This is a genomic window from Mycolicibacterium sichuanense, assembly GCF_033741125.1.
Lineage (GTDB): Bacteria > Actinomycetota > Actinomycetes > Mycobacteriales > Mycobacteriaceae > Mycobacterium.
On record NZ_JAWQPU010000009.1, the window covers coordinates 17,998 to 33,119 of the forward strand.

Here is a 15,122-nt window from a genome sequence, read left to right on the forward strand (position 1 = left end):
CGTGGGCGTTCCGCCGCTCAAGCGCCGACGTGCCCGCCGCGGGTCCGGGGAGCACCTGCGTGAGGAGATCCTCGACGCCACCACCGAGCTGCTGACCGAGACCGGTCACGCCAAGGCCGTCTCGATCCGAGCGGTGGCGCACCGCGTCGGGGTCACCCCGCCGTCGATCTACCTCCACTTCACCGACAAGGACGCGTTGCTGGATGCGGTGTGCGCCAGGTACTTCGAAGCTCTCGACGAGGTGATGCAGCAGGTCATCCGCGACCAGCCCTCGGCGATCGACCGGTTGCGCGCCCAGGGGCTGGCCTACGTCCGCTTCGCGCGGCAGAATCCCGAGCTGTACCGGATCGCCACCATGGGCGAGGGCAGACCGGGCAGTGACGTCGACGTGGCGCTGAACAGCTCGGCCTTCGTGCACATGAAGACCTCGATCGAGTCGCTGATCCGGGAGGGCATCTTCCCGCCCGGCGACGTGACGACGGCGGCTCTGTCGATGTGGACCGTCGCGCACGGCATCGCCGCGATCGTCATCTCACGGCCGTACCTGCCGTTCGGCGACGTCGAGGAGTTCGCCGACCGGTTGATGCGCTCGGCCTGCTGCGGCCACATGGTCACCGGCATGATGGCTCTCGACACGCCCCCCATGGAGGTTCTTGGACGGGTCTCGGCGCTCGGTGACGCCGGCGCTCGGTGACGCCGGCGCTCGGTGACCGAGTCGATCCACCGGTTGCGGCGCCAGAACCTGGCCGGGTTGGCGGGCCGGGTGCTCGAGGTCGGCACCGGCAAACCCGTCAAGCGTCAGCCCAGCAGGGCTGGTAGTCGTTGCAGCAGGTGCGGCAGTGCCGTGGCGGCCTTCTCCCGCAGCGAGATCGTCACGCGGTCGGACAGCGGCGTCTGCTCCGGGTTGATCTCGATGACGGGAACGCCGCGGGCCAGCGCCATCTCGGGCAGCCCGGCGGCGGGGTAGACGATCGCCGACGTCCCGACCACGATCGCGACGTCGGCCGCGGCGACCGCCTCCACCGAACGGTCCCACGCCTCGTCGGGCAGCGCTTCGCCGAACCAGACGACGTTGGGGCGGATCAGGCCGCCGCAGACGCACACCGGCGGTGCCACGGTCTCGACCGGCTCGGGCATCGGTGGCAGCGGGCCCTCGTACGCCAAACTGCAACGGTCGCAACGAAAGTGGAACAAACTGCCATGCAAGTGGTGGACCCGCTTGCTACCGGCCCGCTCGTGTAGGTCGTCGACGTTCTGGGTGACGACGTCGACCTGGGCGCCGTCTTGCCATGCGGCCACCGCGCGATGACCGTCGTTGGGTCCCACGGCCTTCATCATGTAGTGCCGCCACAGATACCAGGCCCACACCTTGTCTGGGTGCCTGCGCCAGCCGTCCGAACTGGAGATCTCGTAGGGGTCGACCTTGGCCCACAGACCGGTCTCGACGTCGCGGAACGTCGGCACGCCGCTCTCCGCGGACATTCCGGCCCCGCTGAGCACCGTCACTCGCACGCCACCAAACTAGCCGCTTTTCGTCATACTGGGCGCGTGGCCGATTTGGGGGAGTGGGTTCGCGTCGATCCGGACGGTGCCAGGCCGCTGTTCGATCAACTTCGCACGCAGATCATCGGGGGCGTCCGGGACGGACGGTTGCCGCCGGGTACGCGGCTGCCGACGGTCCGCGATCTGGCCCATCAGCTGAACATGGCGGTCAACACCGTGGCCAGGGCCTACCGCGAGCTCGAGTCGGCGGGAGTGTTGGAGACCCGAGGCAGGTTCGGCACCTTCGTGGCCCGGGAGGATCCCGCGGATGCCGCGATGGCCACTGCCGCGCACGCCTATGTAGCCACTGCGAAGGCGCTCGGCGTCGAGAAGGCCGATGCGCTGCGCTACGTCGACGTGGCCTTCGGCTAGTCGAATTCGAGCAACACCAGCGTGGGCCGCAGGGGGTCCAGCACCGGGAGTCGCTGCATCGTCCACGTCAGCGCGTTCAGCACGCGACCGCGACCGGGCGGATACGGCACGTCGTGCACGGCGCGGATGCCCGGGACGACGTCGACCAGCTTGGCCGCCTCGCTCGAGGACATGCTGAACGGCATCGGGGGCACGCGGTAGCGCAGTGAGGTTCGCAGACCGCCGAGTCGGGCCAGGCCGGCGAACCACGCCGGCGGCAGGTCGAACATCATCCGGCCGCCGGGAAAGCGTCGGGCGCACTCGGCGATCAGCCCCATGGCGTCGGTGGGCTGCAGGTACATCAGCAGACCCTCCGCGGTGATGAACACGCCCTCACCGGTGTCGGCCCGGTCCATCCAGTTGAAGTCCAGCGCCGACTGCGCGCACATCGTCACCCGCTCCGACGCTGGGAGCAGTTGCTCGCGGATCTTGATGATCGGCGGCAAATCAACTGTCAGCCAACGGAATCGATCACCCACGTCACTCGCGGCGAGGCGGTAGAAGCTGGTCTGCAGGCCTTCGGCGAGCGCCACCACGGTCGCCGCTGGATGGTCGATCAGATATCTGCGGGTCTCGGTGTCGAAGGCCAGGGCCCGCAGTGCCATGTCCTGGCGGCGGGTATGGCCGAACTTTGCGAAGTCGAACGCGATCGCGTCGACCAGCCGGATCGCCATCGGATCGTCGATGATGGCGTCGGGCCGACGGGCCTCCTGCGCTCGGACCAGCAGGGTGAGCAACGCAGTCTCGGAGACCCCGGACAAGGTGACGTCCAGCTTCATTTGGCCAGAACCCCTTCGATCGTCCTCAGGTTGCGGGTGGTGGTCGACGACTTGTACCGCTTCTTGCCCATCGTCTTGCCGATCGTGGTGTCGAGCGTGCCGTTCTTGGGGACCTGCCAGTAGACGACGCCCTGGCCGCGCTCGATCCGCTCGTCGGGGCCGGCCAGCGCCACCAACTCGTCGAGGACGTCGGCGTCGGTGACGAACGTGACGTAGGAGTGGTGGCCGTCGACGTGGCGCTGAAACGGAAAGGCCGCCGAGATCGCGGCCACCGCGCTGCGCTCGTAGACCAGCACCCAGGCTTCGTAGCCGAACCCGTCCCGGAGCGCCTGCTCTGCCGTCGCCCTGACCGCATCCACCGTGGCGCTGCTGGCCAGTAGCACGTTGCCGCTGGCCAGCACCGTGGTGACGTCGGAGAAGCCGGCGTCGGTCAGGGTGGCGGCGACCTCGGCCATCTTCAGGTTCACCCCGCCGACGTTGACGCCCCGCAGGAACGCCACGTAGCGGGGCATCAGAACTCCAGCAGGGTGATGCTCGGCCGGTTGCGGCGCACCGGGCCGACACGGTCGAGGGCGGAGGTGGCGGCCAGGCGCCACAACCCGCGGCCAGGGGGATAGGGGACGTCGCGCGCCCGCCGCACCCCGGCGAGGGTGCCGGCGAGGGCCAGCGCCTCGTCCGCGGACTGACCGAAGGGCATCGGCGGGGCGAGGTAGCGCGACGAGAGCTTGAACCCCTTGAGGGTGCGGTCGCTGAACCAGTGCGGAATCGAGTCGAACGCCATTGCCCCACCGGGGAACCGGACTGCGCAATCGGCGATCAAGCCGAGCGCGTCCTCGGGCTCGAGGTACATCAGCAGACCCTCGGCGGTGAGGAACACTCCGTTGGTCGCGTCCACGCGCTCCATCCAGCTGCGGTCCAGCGCCGACTGCGCCAGCGCGACGATCCGGTCGTCGGCGGGCAGTAGCTGCTCACGCAGCTCCATCACCGCCGGCAGATCGATTGAATACCAGGTGGATTGGGCCAGCATGCCGGTGCGGTCGAGGCGCCAGAAGCTGGTCTGCAGGCCCTCGGCCAGGGCCACTACCGCCGCGCCTGGATGGGCGCTCAGGTAGTCACCGGCCAGGGCGTCGAAGGCGACCGCGCGCAGCGCGTGCGACTGGTTGGGCTTGCCGAACTTGAGGTAGTCGTAGTCGATCGCGTCCAGCAGTGCCACCGCCCAGGGGTCGCGGATGACGCCGTCGGAGCGCTTGGCCTCGGTGCCCCGGTTGTGCAACGTCCAGAGCGTCGTCGCGGAGACGCCATCGAGGGTGGATCCGTCGATCGTCGTCATGTCCTCATCGTAGGGATCGGCGCGTCGAATTCGGGTCTTCCCGTCGAGCACGGTCGTAGGCTGGCGAGCATGACCCGCGACGTGTTCGACGACAAGCTCCTAGCCTTGATCCGCGGAAACTCCCTCGGCGTGCTCGCCACGATCAAGCGCGACGGTAGGCCGCAGCTTTCGAACGTGTCCTACTACTTCGACCCACGCGAGCTCACCATCCAGGTGTCGATCACCGAGCCGCGCGCCAAGACGCGCAACCTGCGCCGGGACCCGCGGGCATCGGTTCACGTCAGCTCCGACGACGGTTGGGCCTATGCGGTCGCAGAAGGCGACGCGATCCTCACCCCGCCGGCGTCGAACCCCCACGACGACACCGTCGAGGGATTGATTGCCTTGTACCGCAACATCGCCGGCGAGCATCCCGACTGGGACGACTACCGCCGGGCGATGGTCGACGACCGGCGCGTGCTGATGACGGTGCCGATCTCACACCTCTACGGCATGCCGCCGGGCGTGCGCTGATCGAACCCGTCGATTCGACGGCCCGGGTGGCGCTAGGCTTGCCGGCATGGCCGAGGAACCCGAAGACGAGACCAAGCGCAAGTTCCGCGAGGCGCTGGAGCGCAAGAAGGCCAATGCCGGCGGTGGCACCGACCACAAGGACGGCGGCCGCAAGCATGGTCCACGCAAGACCGGTCCCGCCGAGGCCCACCGCGAGTTCCGCCGCAAGAGCGGGTAGTCGGCGCGGGGCGCTCAGGCCTCGACCGGTGTCCGGCGTTCCTGAATGACGACCGACGCCAGGCACAGCGCCGCGAGCACCCCCGTGGCGATCGCGAAGCCGAACCCCGCGGTCTGCAAGCCAAGGTGCTGGGACGCGAAGCCCTCGCCAACCACCGGGACCGAGATGGCGACGTAGGCCACCACGAAGTAGGTCGAGCTGACCTCGGCACGTCGGTCGGGTGGCGTCAGCTCGGTGACGGCGGCCAGCCCGCGGCTGAAGCTGATGCCCTGCCCGACCCCGGCCACCACGGCCGCGACCACCAGCAGTGGCAGCGACGAGGCGCGCACCGCCACCGCCAGGATTGCCATGCCCGCGACCAGGATTGCGCAGCCGACGGCAATGGCGCGCCGCGGCGGGATGCGCCGGCCGACCAGTTGCGCGATCGCCGAGGCCGCGAAGATCGAACTCGCGACCACCCCGGCGACGGCGTGGTTCTCGATGCCGAGGACCGTTCGGACGAACGCTGGCACGACGGCCATGAACAACCCGGTGACGGCGAATCCGGCGAACGCCGCCGTCGCCGCCGTGACGAACACCGGGCGGGCCTGGGCAGGAATCGAAAGCCGTTGCAGCCCAATGCGTCCCGTGCGTCCCGCGGTTTCGGGAGCCATGATCACCGCGCCAGCGGCGAGCACCACCAGGACGATGTGGACCAGGTAGGGCAGGTGCAGCGGATGGGGGGCGTACTGCACCAGGATCCCCGCCAGCACCGGTCCGAGGCCCAGGCCGCCGATGTTGGCGATGGTGGCGATCGCGGTGGCCCGTTCACGCTGAACGTCGGGAGCGGCCTCGACGATCGCGGCGGTCGCGGTGCCGGTGAAGATGCCGGCCGAAAACCCCGACAGGAGCCGCGCGACCAGCAGCAGGCCGACGTCGTCGGCGAACAGGAACACCACCGCGCTGGCCAGTGCGAAACCCGCACCGCCAAGGAGCATTGGCCGCCTGCCGAGGGCGTCGGACCAGCTGCCGAACACCAACAGCGCGGCGAGCACGCCGACGGCGTAGGTGGAGAAGATCACGGTCGTCGTCAGCACGGTGAAGTGCATCCGGTCGGAATACAGCGCGTAGATCGGCGTCGGCAGCGTGGTGCCGAGCATCACCGCGACGAACGAATAGGCCAGCAGCACGAATCCGAACCGCCCGCGGGTGGACGTGGGCTGCGGCTGGGTCATCCGGTCGATCGTATGCACCAACCGCTCAACACCGAGACTGCGCCGCGGCTTCCCCGCTCGGTGCGCGCCTCAGTGTGCGACGGGCTTCTCCGCGCCCACCCCCGTCAGTGAGCGGACTTCCATCTCGGCGTTCTTGGCCGGGTCGCCGCGGTCCGATGACGTCAGCGTGCCGACGATGCCGAGGACGAACGCCAGCGGGATCGACACGATGCCGGGGTTGGCCAGCGGGAACCAGGCGATGTCGACGCTGGGGATCATCGCAGTCTTCGAGCCCGTCACCGCCGGGGAGAAGACGATCAGCACCAGCGTGGTGAGCAGTCCGCCGTACATGCTCCAGAGCGCACCCCGGGTGTTGAACCGCGGCCAATACAGCGAGTACACGATGGTCGGCAGATTTGCGGCGGCGGCTACTGCGAACGCCAGCGCCACCAGGAAGGCGACGTTCTGCCCGTTGGCCAGAATGCCGAGACCGATGGCGAAGACACCGAGCACGACGGCGGTGATGCGCGAGACCTTCACCTGCTCCTGCTCGGTGACCTGGTCGTGCTTGAGCACACTGGCGTAGATGTCGTGGGCGAACGACGCCGACGCGGTGATGGTCAGGCCCGCGACCACCGCGAGAATGGTCGCGAAGGCCACCGCCGAGATGATGCCGAGCAGCACGACGCCGCCCAGTTCGAACGCCAGCAGCGGGGCGGCGGAGTTCTGCCCGCCCGCCGCGGCCAGGATGCGGTCGGGGCCGACCAGAGCGGCAGCGCCGTAGCCCAGCACCAGGGTGAACAGGTAGAAGGCGCCGATTAGCGCGATGGCCCAGACCACCGAGCGGCGGGCCTCCTTGGCTGTCGGCACGGTGTAGAAGCGCATCAGCACGTGCGGCAGGCCCGCGGTGCCGAGCACCAGCGCCAGTGCCAGGGAGATGAAGTTGATCTGCGAGGTCAGCGAGCCGCCGTACTGCGCGCCGGGGGCCAGCACGTCGCGCTTGGCCACGCCTTCGGTGGTGGCACCCGAGATGGCTTGCTGGGCCGAACCGAGGATCTCGGAGAAGTTCAGCCCGAACTTGACCAGCACGATGACCGTCATCAACCCGGCACCCACGATCAGCAGCACGGCCTTGATGATCTGCACCCACGTGGTGCCCTTCATGCCGCCCACCAGGACGTAGACGATCATCAGCACACCGACGACCGCGATGACCAGCGACTGGCCGCCCTTGCTCTTCACGTCCAGCAGTAGCGCGACCAGCCCGCCCGCGCCCGCCATCTGGGCCAGCAGGTAGAACAGCGACACGGTCAGCGTCGACGTCGCCGCGGCGACCCGCACGGGGCGTTGCCTGAGCCGGAAGCTGAGCACGTCGGCCATCGTGAATCTGCCCGTGTTGCGCAGCAATTCGGCCACCAGGAGCAGTGCGACCAGCCACGCCACCAGGAAGCCGATGGAGTAGAGGAAGCCGTCGTAGCCGTAGACCGCGATGGCGCCGGCGATGCCGAGGAAGCTGGCCGCCGAGAGGTAGTCGCCCGCGATGGCGATGCCGTTCTGCGGGCCCGAGAAGGCACGGCCACCGGTGAAGAACTCGTCGGCGGTGGCGTTGCGCTTGCTGGCCCGGATCACCACGATCATCGTCACGACCACGAAGAGCGCGAAGATGCCGATGTTGGCGGCGGGATTGCCGACCGTCGACGCCGCGGCGTAGAGGTTCACGACACCGGTCCTTCCAGTTCGGCGCGGATGGCCGCGGCGCGGGGGTCGAGCTCGCGGTTGGCGAACCGGACGTAGATGCCGGTGATGAGGAACGTCGTGAGGAACTGGCCGAGCCCGATCAGCAGCCCCACGTTGACGTGACCGAACACCGGCGTCGCCATGAAGTCGTGCGCGAACGCGCCGAGCACCACGTAGGTGGCGTACCAGACCAGGAAGAACGCGGTCATCGGAAAGACGAAGCGACGCAGCCGATGCCGCAGTTCGACGAACTCCGGGCTGGCCTGCATGTCGAGGAACTCCTGGCCGCTGGGGGCCTCGCGTCGTGAATGGTCTGTCTCGGGCACCGCCACAGCTCCTGACCTCGATGTGCAGTTCTGATGTTCGCAGCATACTGAGGGCTAAGTCACAGAAAGGCCATTCCCATAGACTGCTCGCATGGCGAAGTTGCAGTTGGTGCAAGATCCGGCCGCTGATGAGCTGCTGGAGTCGAATCCCTTTGCGCTGCTGGTCGGGATGATGCTGGATCAGCAAATCCCGATGGAAGTTGCGTTCGCCGGGCCGCGCAAGCTCGCCGACCGGATGGGCTCATTGGATGCCACGGAGATCGCCGACTACGACCCCGATGCCTTCATCGCGCTGTGTTCGGAAAGGCCTGCGGTGCACCGCTTCCCGGGGTCGATGGGCAAGCGGCTGCAAACGCTGGCTCGAACGATCGTCGATGACTACGACGGCGACGTGGTGCGGTTGTGGACGGTCGGGGACCCCGACGGGGCCGAAGTGCTGCGGCGGCTCAGGGCGCTACCCGGTTTCGGAGAGCAGAAGGCCAAGATCTTCCTGGCGCTGCTGGGCAAGCAGTACGGCGTGACGCCAGAGGGCTGGCGCGAGGCGGCCGGTGACTACGGCAAGGCGGGCACCCACATGTCGGTGGCCGACGTCGTCGACCAAGCCTCGCTGGACGAGGTGCGGTCCTACAAGAAGGCTGCCAAGGCGAAGGCAAGGGCCGGATCGAAGGACTAGCGGACCGAGGAACCAATGGCGTCGTCTGGATTTCATCGGACGGCTGCGCCTTGTCGTCGCGCTCGTGGGATCGTGAAGCCATGGCGAAGACACACTTGAGCTGCCCCTGCGGGGAGGCCATCACCGGTACCGACGAAGACGATCTCGTCGAGAAGGCTCAGGCCCATCTCGCGGAGGCCCACCCGGGCCGGGAGTACGACCGCGAGATGATCCTCTTCATGGCCTACTGACCGGTCCTGGACCCCGCCGCTGCGAGGGGCAGGGTCACGGCACGACGGTCGAACCGATCGTCGGCATGAACTGGCACTGCTTCTCGGTGGTGGTTACCTGACCGAAGATCGTCGACATGATGCTGCCCGATCCGGTGTCGGCGATGACGGTGAGCGTGGTGGGGCCCTCGGGGTTGATGTCGGCCTGCGGCTTGAGCGTCGCGGTGCCGGACTTGCCCGTCGTGAGGTTGACCCAGGTGACGTTCAGCGGCAGCTTCTGCTGGGCCGCGGGGCCGGGGGTGCCCATCGCGGTGAAGACGTAGGCGGTCTGGCCGGGGCCGGGGCCGGGCTTGGGGATGGACGCGGGGCCGGCCACCGAGATCGCGGTCGCCAGAACGTTTCCGCCGTCGGCGAGGCAGCCGTTGCTGATCGACGGATACATGAAGTCCTGCGTCGTGGGGGCATCGGGGCCGAATCCCGGTGCCGGCGCCGGGGCGCCGTCCGGAGCAGGGACCGCCGCCGCAGCCGGGGCCGCGTCGGGGGCTGCAGCGGGTGCGGCCGTAGGCGCCGCGTCGGGGACGGGCGCGGGCGCCGGAACCGGAGCGGCATCAGGCGCGGGCGCCGGTGCGGGAGCGGCGACCGCGGCGAGTGGGGCGGCGTCGGGCACGGGTCCCGCCGCGTGGGCGGGGTCAACGCCCTGCGGCAGGTGCGCCTCGGTTCCGGGGATCGCACCTGCCGCGGGGACGTGCGCCACCTGCGGATCGGCGACGAACTGGTTGACCGCGGCGGCCATGTTCTTCGAGTCCGCCGGCGCCGCACTGTTACCCGCGAACGCCGCGGCCGCTGCCATGAGCATGGACGCGGCGTTCGACGGGTCGCCAGCCGCCTGCTGGATGGCCGGCGCCAGACTCTGCATCGCCGGGAGGCCAGGGGCCTGAAGGCCGCTGATCGGCAGCGGTAACGGCGGCGCGGGCTCGGCGTGGGCGACCGGCGGGGCGCCCAGCGTCAGCACGGCCGACGTGCCGAATGCGATCAGCAGCGTTGTCTTCGAAGGCATGACTCTCCCGGGTTGGTGGGTGTTACGTGGCCTAGTGGGGCGGGATCAGGGCAGGCCGGAGACGGGGAACATCAGCGGTGCCAGGCTCGAGAGTCCGGTAGTCGCGGCGGGCGCGGCCGGTGCCACTGCGGCGGGGACGGCCGCCGCCGCTGCTGGAACGGCTGCCACGGGGGACTTCGGCAGCAGGTTGGCCAGCGGCGTGCCGGCGGGCATCAGTGAGGCTAGGTCGCCGGGGATGTTGAGCGCCTCGGGCAGGCCCGCGGCGGGTGCGGCCGGCGCGGCGGCCAGCGGAGCGGTGGCCGGCGCCTGCGGGAGCGTGACCGAGGCCGTGGCGGTCGGAGCCGGAGCGGCGGGGGCAGCGGCCGGGGCGGCCGTGCCCTGGAACGCCGAAGCGAGGCCCTGCAGCAGCTGCGGTGCGTTGCCCGGCGTGAGGGCGTTCAGGAACGGGATGCTCGACAGGCCCGGGACGGCGGGCACTGGTGCGGGCGCGGGATCGGCCGCCGCGGTGGCGCTGCACAGCAGAGCTCCCGGCACGGCGCAAGCTGCCGCAATCACGCTGGTGGCGAACAGTTTTCTGGTGAAGCGCATGGTTCTCCCAATCGGTTGGCGGCACGTCTGCAACCGAAGCTACGGAGTTACTGAAGTTACTCAAGTGACACGTGTGGCATTTATCCAACCGTTACTGCACCGACGGTCGATGGTGACCGCAGCGCCGGGGCAAGCGACCGGGACGGTGGGCCCCGCGCGAGCGGAAACTAGAGTCGGTGAGATAACCAGACAGTCAGAGGTCGCGCCCGGCAGCACCGGCGTGACGCCGCGGAGCCGACTCGCGGCGCTCGCGCCGTACCTCCTCGCGCTGAGCCTGCTCGCCCGCTTCGCCGTCACCTATCTGGTGCCCAACGGCACCAACTTCATCGACCTGCACGTCTACGTCGACGGCGCCGCCGCGATGGGCCGCGGGGGGCTCTACGACTTCGTCTACCACCCGGCGATTCCGCCGCTGCCGCTGCAATTCACGTATCCGCCGTTCGCCGCGGTGGTGTTCTACCCCCTGCACTTCCTGCCGTTTTGGCTCGTCGGCCTCTGCTGGCAGCTGGGCATCGTGGCCGCGCTCTACGGGTCCGCCGCGATCGCGCTGAGGTTGCTGGGCCGGGCCGACCCGCGGATGGCGATGACCTGGACGGCGCTAGCGGTCTGGTTCGAGCCGATGCGTCACCTGTTCGAACTCGGCCAGATCGGTGCCCTGCTGATGGTGGCCGTGCTGGCCGCGGTGTACGACCGGCGGTGGTGGGTGTCGGGGCCGCTGGTGGGCCTGGCCACCGGCATGAAGCTGACCCCGGCCGTCGCGGGCCTGTACTTCGCCGGGGCCCGCCGGTGGCGCACCGTCGCGTGCTCAGCGGTGGTGTTCGGTCTGACCGTCGGGTCATCGGTCGTCCTCGGTGGCGCCCAGGCGCGGTTCTACTTCACCGATCTGCTCGGCGAGGCGGACCGCATCGGCGTGGTGAACACCACGATGAACCAGTCCCTGCGCGGGGTGGTCGGCTACCTCGCGGGGCGCGACACCGGTTACGGCCCGGTGCTGGTGGCCGCGGTCGTGCTCACCGCGGCGTTGAGTCTGCTGGCGTGGTGGCGCATCGGCTCGGCCGATCCGCTGGGCCGCATCGTCGTGGTGATGCTGTTCGGGTTGCTGATCTCGCCCATCAGCTGGACGCACCACTGGGTGTGGGTGCTACCGCTGGCGATGTGGCTGGTACTGGGCCCGCTGCGGGCGCACACCCGGTTGGTGGGGTGGGCCTGGGTGGTGCTGGCCTACGTCGGCTCGCCGTGGCTGGTGATGTTCGCCAGCGACACCGGGCGCCTCGGCGGCCGGCCGTGGTACGCCGAGTTCACCGGCTCGCTCTACGTGCTGGGCGCCGTGCTGACACTGGCCTATGTCGGACTGGTCAGCCGACGATCCCGTTGATGTCGCGCGCCATCGCCACGTCCTTGTCGGTGATGCCTCCCTCGGAATGCGTGACGAGGGCGAAAGTCACGGTGCGCCAACGTATGTCGATGTCTGGGTGATGGTCTTGACGCTCGGCGTGCGCAGCGACGCGGCGCACCGCGTCGATGCCGTCCGGGAAGGTGGGGAACTCGATCGACCGGCGCAGTGCACCCGCGGTGCGCTCCCAGCCGTCCAGCTCGCAGAGCGCGGCGTCGACCTCGTCGTCTGATAGCACGGCCATACCTCGAAGGTATACCGTCGCCGGGTGCCCAACCAGGTCGTCGTCGCGGGTGCGCTGATCCGTGGGGAGACGGTGCTGGTGGCCCAGCGGGACCGGCCGCCGGAACTCGCCGGGCTGTGGGAGCTGCCCGGCGGCAAGGTAGCCACCGGCGAGAGCGACGCCGAGGCCCTGGTGCGCGAACTCGTCGAGGAACTTGGCGTCGAGGTCACCGTCGGAGACCGGCTCGGTGCCGACGTCGCACTGCCCGGCGGGCTGACGCTGCGGGCCTACCTCGTCACGGCGACGGAAGGAGACGTGCAGGCTCGCGAGCACCGCGCGCTGCGCTGGGTGACCGCCGACGAGCTCGCCTCGCTGGCGTGGGTGCCTGCCGACCGCGGCTGGGTGCCGGACCTCGTCGCGGCACTGCGCCAAACCGCCTGCGGGAGTTGATCTTCGCCTCTGGGCTCGGCGGTCAGTACCGGAGCCGGTCCCCGACCACCCGGACCTCGCGCAGGTGCCCGGGATGCCGAACCGCGTAGAGCGGGTGCAGCAGCGCCGGGTGGCGGCAGTGCGGGCAGGAGGCCTGCGCCTGGTTGACCGACGATCCCGTCAGGTGGTGACATGCCGCACATCGCACGACGTAGTAACCGCCCAGCCAGTTGAGCAGACCAAGGTAGATGGCCGCCGTCGCGGCGCTGGCCAGCACGATCACCAGCGCGATGGTGACCACTTCGAAAACCGTCATGATGGCGACCTCCCATCGGTGCGGGACACCTTCACGATACGCCGGGATCCACCCAGGTCGTCAGGCCTTTCTGGCCCGTTTGAACACCTTGTCCAGCTCCTTGCCGCGCAGGCCCGCCAGCTCGGCCCGTCCGACCTCGTGCAGCACCAGCGGGCAGCGTTTGCAGCGCGGCTTGCTGCGGCAACACTTCTTCTTCGGTTTCCGGGCTGTGGCGTCGGCGGCCTTCACGTGTTCAACCCGCCGTTTTCGCGATTGGATACCCACGCTGCGACAATCTTGACGTGGATGCTCTCCCGGATTTTCGCAATGTCGCCATCGTCGCTCACGTCGACCACGGTAAGACCACCCTCGTCGACGCCATGCTGCGGCAGTCCGGTGCGCTGACGCACCGCGGGGACGACTCCGTCGAACGCCTGATGGACTCTGGTGACCTGGAGAAGGAAAAGGGCATCACGATCCTGGCGAAGAACACCGCCGTGCATCGCAAGAACCCCGACGGCACCATGACCGTCATCAACGTCATCGACACCCCGGGGCACGCCGACTTCGGCGGTGAGGTGGAACGCGGGCTGTCGATGGTCGACGGCGTGCTGCTGCTGGTCGACGCGTCCGAGGGCCCGCTGCCGCAGACCCGCTTCGTGCTGCGCAAGGCGCTGGCCGCGCACTTGCCGGTGATCCTGTGCGTCAACAAGACCGACCGCCCGGACGCGCGCATCGCCGAAGTGGTCTCCGAGAGCCACGACTTGCTGCTCGACGTTGCCTCCGACCTCGACGACGAGGCCCAGGCCGCCGCCGAGGACGCGCTCGGTCTGCCGGTGCTGTTCGCCTCCGGCCGGGCCGGCATCGCAAGCACCACCCAGCCGGCCAACGGGGAGAACCCCGACGGGGAGAACCTCGACGTACTGTTCGACGTGCTGCTCGAGCACATCCCGCCGCCCAAGGGTGACCCCGAGGCCCCGCTGCAGGCCCTTGTCACCAACCTCGACGCCTCGGCCTTCCTCGGCCGACTGGCGCTGATCCGCATCTACAAGGGCCGCATCAAGAAGGGTCAGCAGGTGGCGTGGATGCGCGAGGTGGACGGTCATCCCGTCATCACCAACGCCAAGATCACCGAACTGCTGGCCACCGAGGGCGTCGAGCGCAGCAGCACCGACGAGGCCGTCGCCGGCGACATCGTCGCCGTCGCGGGCATGCCCGAGATCATGATCGGCGACACCCTGGCCGACGTCGAGCACGCTCACGCCTTGCCCCGCATCACCGTCGACGAGCCCGCCATCTCGGTCACCATCGGCACCAACACCTCGCCGCTGGCCGGCAAGGTCTCCGGGCACAAGCTGACCGCGCGAATGGTGAAGGCGCGCTTGGACTCCGAGCTCATCGGCAACGTGTCCATCAAGGTCGTCGACATCGGCCGTCCGGACGCCTGGGAGGTGCAGGGCCGTGGCGAGTTGGCCCTGGCAATCCTCGTCGAGCAGATGCGTCGCGAGGGTTTCGAGTTGACCGTCGGCAAGCCGCAGGTGGTCACCAGGACCATCGACGGCAAGCTGCACGAGCCGTTCGAGGCGATGACCATCGACTGTCCCGACGAGTTCGTCGGCGCCGTCACGCAGCTGATGGCCGCTCGCAAGGGCCGCATGGAGGAGTTGGCCAACCACGCCGCAGGGTGGGTGCGGATGGACTTCATCGTCCCCAGCCGCGGGCTGATCGGCTTCCGCACCGACTTCCTCACCCTGACCCGCGGCACCGGCATTGCCAATGCCGTGTTCGACGGCTACCGGCCGTGGGCGGGCGAGATCCGCGCCCGTCACACCGGTTCGCTGGTCTCGGACCGCTCCGGCAAGATCACGCCGTTCGCCATGACGCAGCTCGCCGATCGCGGCCAGTTCTTCGTCGAGCCCGGGCAGGACACCTACGAGGGCCAGGTCGTCGGAATCAACCCGCGCGCAGAGGATCTCGACATCAACGCCACGCGTGAGAAGAAGCTGACCAACATGCGCTCCTCGACGGCCGACGTCTTCGAGACGCTTGCCAGGCCGCTCGAGCTCGGGCTGGAGCAGGCCATGGAGTTCTGCGCCGAGGACGAGTGCGTCGAGGTGACGCCGGAGATCGTCCGCGTGCGCAAGATCGAGCTCGCAGCGAGCCTGCGGGCGCGCGCCAAGTCCCGCGCGAAGGCCCGCGGCTAGCCG

At 69.1% G+C, this 15,122-nt stretch carries 21 protein-coding genes; 9 read left to right on the plus strand and 12 right to left on the minus strand.

The window, feature by feature from the left end; all coding sequences use genetic code 11:
- Position 1: 1 nt before the first annotated feature.
- Positions 2-694 carry a TetR/AcrR family transcriptional regulator gene (locus tag SBI80_RS23550; RefSeq protein ID WP_318977263.1) on the plus strand — a complete coding sequence of 231 codons (693 nt, stop codon included), beginning with the start codon at positions 2-4 and terminating at the stop codon, positions 692-694.
- Between the two features lie 104 nt (positions 695-798).
- Here SBI80_RS23550 and SBI80_RS23555 read toward each other — a convergent pair whose 3' ends face one another.
- Positions 799-1,512, minus strand: coding sequence for an NAD-dependent deacylase (locus SBI80_RS23555; protein ID WP_318977264.1), 714 nt, complete (start codon positions 1,510-1,512; stop codon positions 799-801).
- A gap of 36 nt (positions 1,513-1,548) precedes the next feature.
- On the opposite strand from SBI80_RS23555, the gene SBI80_RS23560 reads away from it, so the two are divergent.
- The gene (locus tag SBI80_RS23560; RefSeq protein WP_318977265.1) at positions 1,549-1,914 is read left to right on the plus strand and encodes an Rv1152 family transcriptional regulator; all 366 of its coding nucleotides are present in this window, start codon (positions 1,549-1,551) and stop codon (positions 1,912-1,914) included.
- On the opposite strand, the gene SBI80_RS23565 is transcribed toward SBI80_RS23560, so the two are convergent.
- The 3 genes from SBI80_RS23565 to SBI80_RS23575 are packed head-to-tail and all read right to left on the minus strand — an operon-like array spanning position 1,911 to position 4,062.
- On the minus strand, positions 1,911-2,732 hold the full coding sequence (locus SBI80_RS23565) for a class I SAM-dependent methyltransferase (RefSeq protein ID WP_318977266.1): 822 nt from the start codon (positions 2,730-2,732) through the stop codon (positions 1,911-1,913). The genes SBI80_RS23560 and SBI80_RS23565 overlap by 4 nt on opposite strands.
- Complete coding sequence (locus tag SBI80_RS23570) at positions 2,729-3,244, minus strand: DUF1697 domain-containing protein (protein WP_318977267.1); 516 nt, start codon at positions 3,242-3,244, stop codon at positions 2,729-2,731. Before SBI80_RS23570 ends, SBI80_RS23565 begins: the two co-directional genes overlap by 4 nt.
- Positions 3,244-4,062, minus strand: coding sequence for a class I SAM-dependent methyltransferase (locus tag SBI80_RS23575; protein ID WP_318977268.1), 819 nt, complete (start codon positions 4,060-4,062; stop codon positions 3,244-3,246). Before SBI80_RS23575 ends, SBI80_RS23570 begins: the two co-directional genes overlap by 1 nt.
- A 69-nt stretch (positions 4,063-4,131) precedes the next feature.
- On the opposite strand from SBI80_RS23575, the gene SBI80_RS23580 reads away from it, so the two are divergent.
- A complete protein-coding gene (locus SBI80_RS23580; RefSeq protein ID WP_318977269.1) occupies positions 4,132-4,575 on the plus strand; it encodes a PPOX class F420-dependent oxidoreductase in 444 nt (147 codons plus the stop codon).
- Positions 4,576-4,621: 46 nt separating this feature from the next.
- Positions 4,622-4,792, plus strand: coding sequence for a DUF5302 domain-containing protein (locus tag SBI80_RS23585; RefSeq protein ID WP_318977270.1), 171 nt, complete (start codon positions 4,622-4,624; stop codon positions 4,790-4,792).
- A gap of 14 nt (positions 4,793-4,806) precedes the next feature.
- On the opposite strand, the gene SBI80_RS23590 is transcribed toward SBI80_RS23585, so the two are convergent.
- The 3 genes from SBI80_RS23590 to SBI80_RS23600 all read right to left on the minus strand — a co-directional run bounded on the left by SBI80_RS23590 (position 4,807) and on the right by SBI80_RS23600 (position 8,048).
- Entirely contained in the window at positions 4,807-6,006 is a 1,200-nt protein-coding gene (locus SBI80_RS23590) for an MFS transporter (protein WP_318977271.1), read from the minus strand.
- Between the two features lie 69 nt (positions 6,007-6,075).
- Positions 6,076-7,704, minus strand: coding sequence for a monocarboxylic acid transporter (locus tag SBI80_RS23595; protein ID WP_318977272.1), 1,629 nt, complete (start codon positions 7,702-7,704; stop codon positions 6,076-6,078).
- Entirely contained in the window at positions 7,701-8,048 is a 348-nt protein-coding gene (locus SBI80_RS23600; protein WP_318977273.1) for a DUF485 domain-containing protein, read from the minus strand. Before SBI80_RS23600 ends, SBI80_RS23595 begins: the two co-directional genes overlap by 4 nt.
- Before the next feature lie 91 nt (positions 8,049-8,139).
- Here SBI80_RS23600 and SBI80_RS23605 point away from each other — a divergent pair, with 91 nt between their 5' ends.
- Positions 8,140-8,721 carry an HhH-GPD-type base excision DNA repair protein gene (locus SBI80_RS23605; RefSeq protein WP_318977274.1) on the plus strand — a complete coding sequence of 194 codons (582 nt, stop codon included), beginning with the start codon at positions 8,140-8,142 and terminating at the stop codon, positions 8,719-8,721.
- A gap of 80 nt (positions 8,722-8,801) precedes the next feature.
- Positions 8,802-8,951: a DUF1059 domain-containing protein gene (locus SBI80_RS23610; protein WP_318977275.1), complete on the plus strand. Its 150-nt coding sequence runs from the start codon at positions 8,802-8,804 to the stop codon at positions 8,949-8,951.
- Positions 8,952-8,985: 34 nt separating this feature from the next.
- Here SBI80_RS23610 and SBI80_RS23615 read toward each other — a convergent pair whose 3' ends face one another.
- On the minus strand, positions 8,986-9,987 hold the full coding sequence (locus SBI80_RS23615; RefSeq protein WP_318977276.1) for an Rv1157c family protein: 1,002 nt from the start codon (positions 9,985-9,987) through the stop codon (positions 8,986-8,988).
- 45 nt (positions 9,988-10,032) lie between these two features.
- Positions 10,033-10,575 (minus strand): hypothetical protein, encoded by a 543-nt coding sequence (locus SBI80_RS23620; protein ID WP_318977277.1) that lies wholly within the window; start codon positions 10,573-10,575, stop codon positions 10,033-10,035.
- 109 nt (positions 10,576-10,684) lie between these two features.
- Here SBI80_RS23620 and SBI80_RS23625 point away from each other — a divergent pair, with 109 nt between their 5' ends.
- On the plus strand, positions 10,685-11,950 hold the full coding sequence (locus tag SBI80_RS23625; protein ID WP_413232795.1) for a mannosyltransferase: 1,266 nt from the start codon (positions 10,685-10,687) through the stop codon (positions 11,948-11,950).
- On the opposite strand, the gene SBI80_RS23630 is transcribed toward SBI80_RS23625, so the two are convergent.
- Positions 11,931-12,212, minus strand: a complete 282-nt coding sequence (locus SBI80_RS23630) for a 4a-hydroxytetrahydrobiopterin dehydratase (protein ID WP_318977279.1) — start codon at positions 12,210-12,212, stop codon at positions 11,931-11,933. The two genes, SBI80_RS23625 and SBI80_RS23630, sit on opposite strands and share 20 nt — an antisense overlap.
- 24 nt (positions 12,213-12,236) lie before the next feature.
- Between SBI80_RS23630 and SBI80_RS23635 the strand changes: the two genes are divergently transcribed.
- Entirely contained in the window at positions 12,237-12,641 is a 405-nt protein-coding gene (locus SBI80_RS23635) for a (deoxy)nucleoside triphosphate pyrophosphohydrolase (protein WP_318977280.1), read from the plus strand.
- A 22-nt stretch (positions 12,642-12,663) separates the two neighbouring features.
- Here the strand turns inward: SBI80_RS23635 and SBI80_RS23640 are convergent, their stop codons facing one another.
- Together SBI80_RS23640 and SBI80_RS23645 are read right to left on the minus strand one after the other, a co-directional pair.
- On the minus strand, positions 12,664-12,936 hold the full coding sequence (locus SBI80_RS23640; protein WP_318977281.1) for a hypothetical protein: 273 nt from the start codon (positions 12,934-12,936) through the stop codon (positions 12,664-12,666).
- Between the two features lie 60 nt (positions 12,937-12,996).
- Positions 12,997-13,164: a hypothetical protein gene (locus tag SBI80_RS23645; RefSeq protein ID WP_318977282.1), complete on the minus strand. Its 168-nt coding sequence runs from the start codon at positions 13,162-13,164 to the stop codon at positions 12,997-12,999.
- 53 nt (positions 13,165-13,217) lie between these two features.
- Here SBI80_RS23645 and typA point away from each other — a divergent pair, with 53 nt between their 5' ends.
- Positions 13,218-15,119, plus strand: coding sequence for a translational GTPase TypA (typA, locus tag SBI80_RS23650; protein WP_318977283.1), 1,902 nt, complete (start codon positions 13,218-13,220; stop codon positions 15,117-15,119).
- Positions 15,120-15,122: the final 3 nt, after the last annotated feature.

Excerpts from the sequence above, each read along its gene's own strand:
- SBI80_RS23610 (WP_318977275.1), top strand. The coding sequence starts at position 8,802 with ATGGCGAAGACACACTTGAGCTGCCCCTGCGGGGAGGCCATCACCGGT.
- SBI80_RS23605 (WP_318977274.1), top strand. The coding sequence starts at position 8,140 with ATGGCGAAGTTGCAGTTGGTGCAAGATCCGGCCGCTGATGAGCTGCTG.
- SBI80_RS23575 (WP_318977268.1), bottom strand. The coding sequence starts at position 4,062 with ATGACGACGATCGACGGATCCACCCTCGATGGCGTCTCCGCGACGACG.
- SBI80_RS23565 (WP_318977266.1), bottom strand. The coding sequence starts at position 2,732 with ATGAAGCTGGACGTCACCTTGTCCGGGGTCTCCGAGACTGCGTTGCTC.
- SBI80_RS23620 (WP_318977277.1), bottom strand. The coding sequence starts at position 10,575 with ATGCGCTTCACCAGAAAACTGTTCGCCACCAGCGTGATTGCGGCAGCT.
- SBI80_RS23585 (WP_318977270.1), top strand. The coding sequence starts at position 4,622 with ATGGCCGAGGAACCCGAAGACGAGACCAAGCGCAAGTTCCGCGAGGCG.
- SBI80_RS23615 (WP_318977276.1), bottom strand. The coding sequence starts at position 9,987 with ATGCCTTCGAAGACAACGCTGCTGATCGCATTCGGCACGTCGGCCGTG.
- SBI80_RS23625 (WP_413232795.1), top strand. The coding sequence starts at position 10,685 with ATGGTGACCGCAGCGCCGGGGCAAGCGACCGGGACGGTGGGCCCCGCG.
- SBI80_RS23590 (WP_318977271.1), bottom strand. The coding sequence starts at position 6,006 with ATGACCCAGCCGCAGCCCACGTCCACCCGCGGGCGGTTCGGATTCGTG.
- SBI80_RS23640 (WP_318977281.1), bottom strand. The coding sequence starts at position 12,936 with ATGACGGTTTTCGAAGTGGTCACCATCGCGCTGGTGATCGTGCTGGCC.
- SBI80_RS23630 (WP_318977279.1), bottom strand. The coding sequence starts at position 12,212 with ATGGCCGTGCTATCAGACGACGAGGTCGACGCCGCGCTCTGCGAGCTG.
- SBI80_RS23580 (WP_318977269.1), top strand. The coding sequence starts at position 4,132 with ATGACCCGCGACGTGTTCGACGACAAGCTCCTAGCCTTGATCCGCGGA.
- SBI80_RS23570 (WP_318977267.1), bottom strand. The coding sequence starts at position 3,244 with ATGCCCCGCTACGTGGCGTTCCTGCGGGGCGTCAACGTCGGCGGGGTG.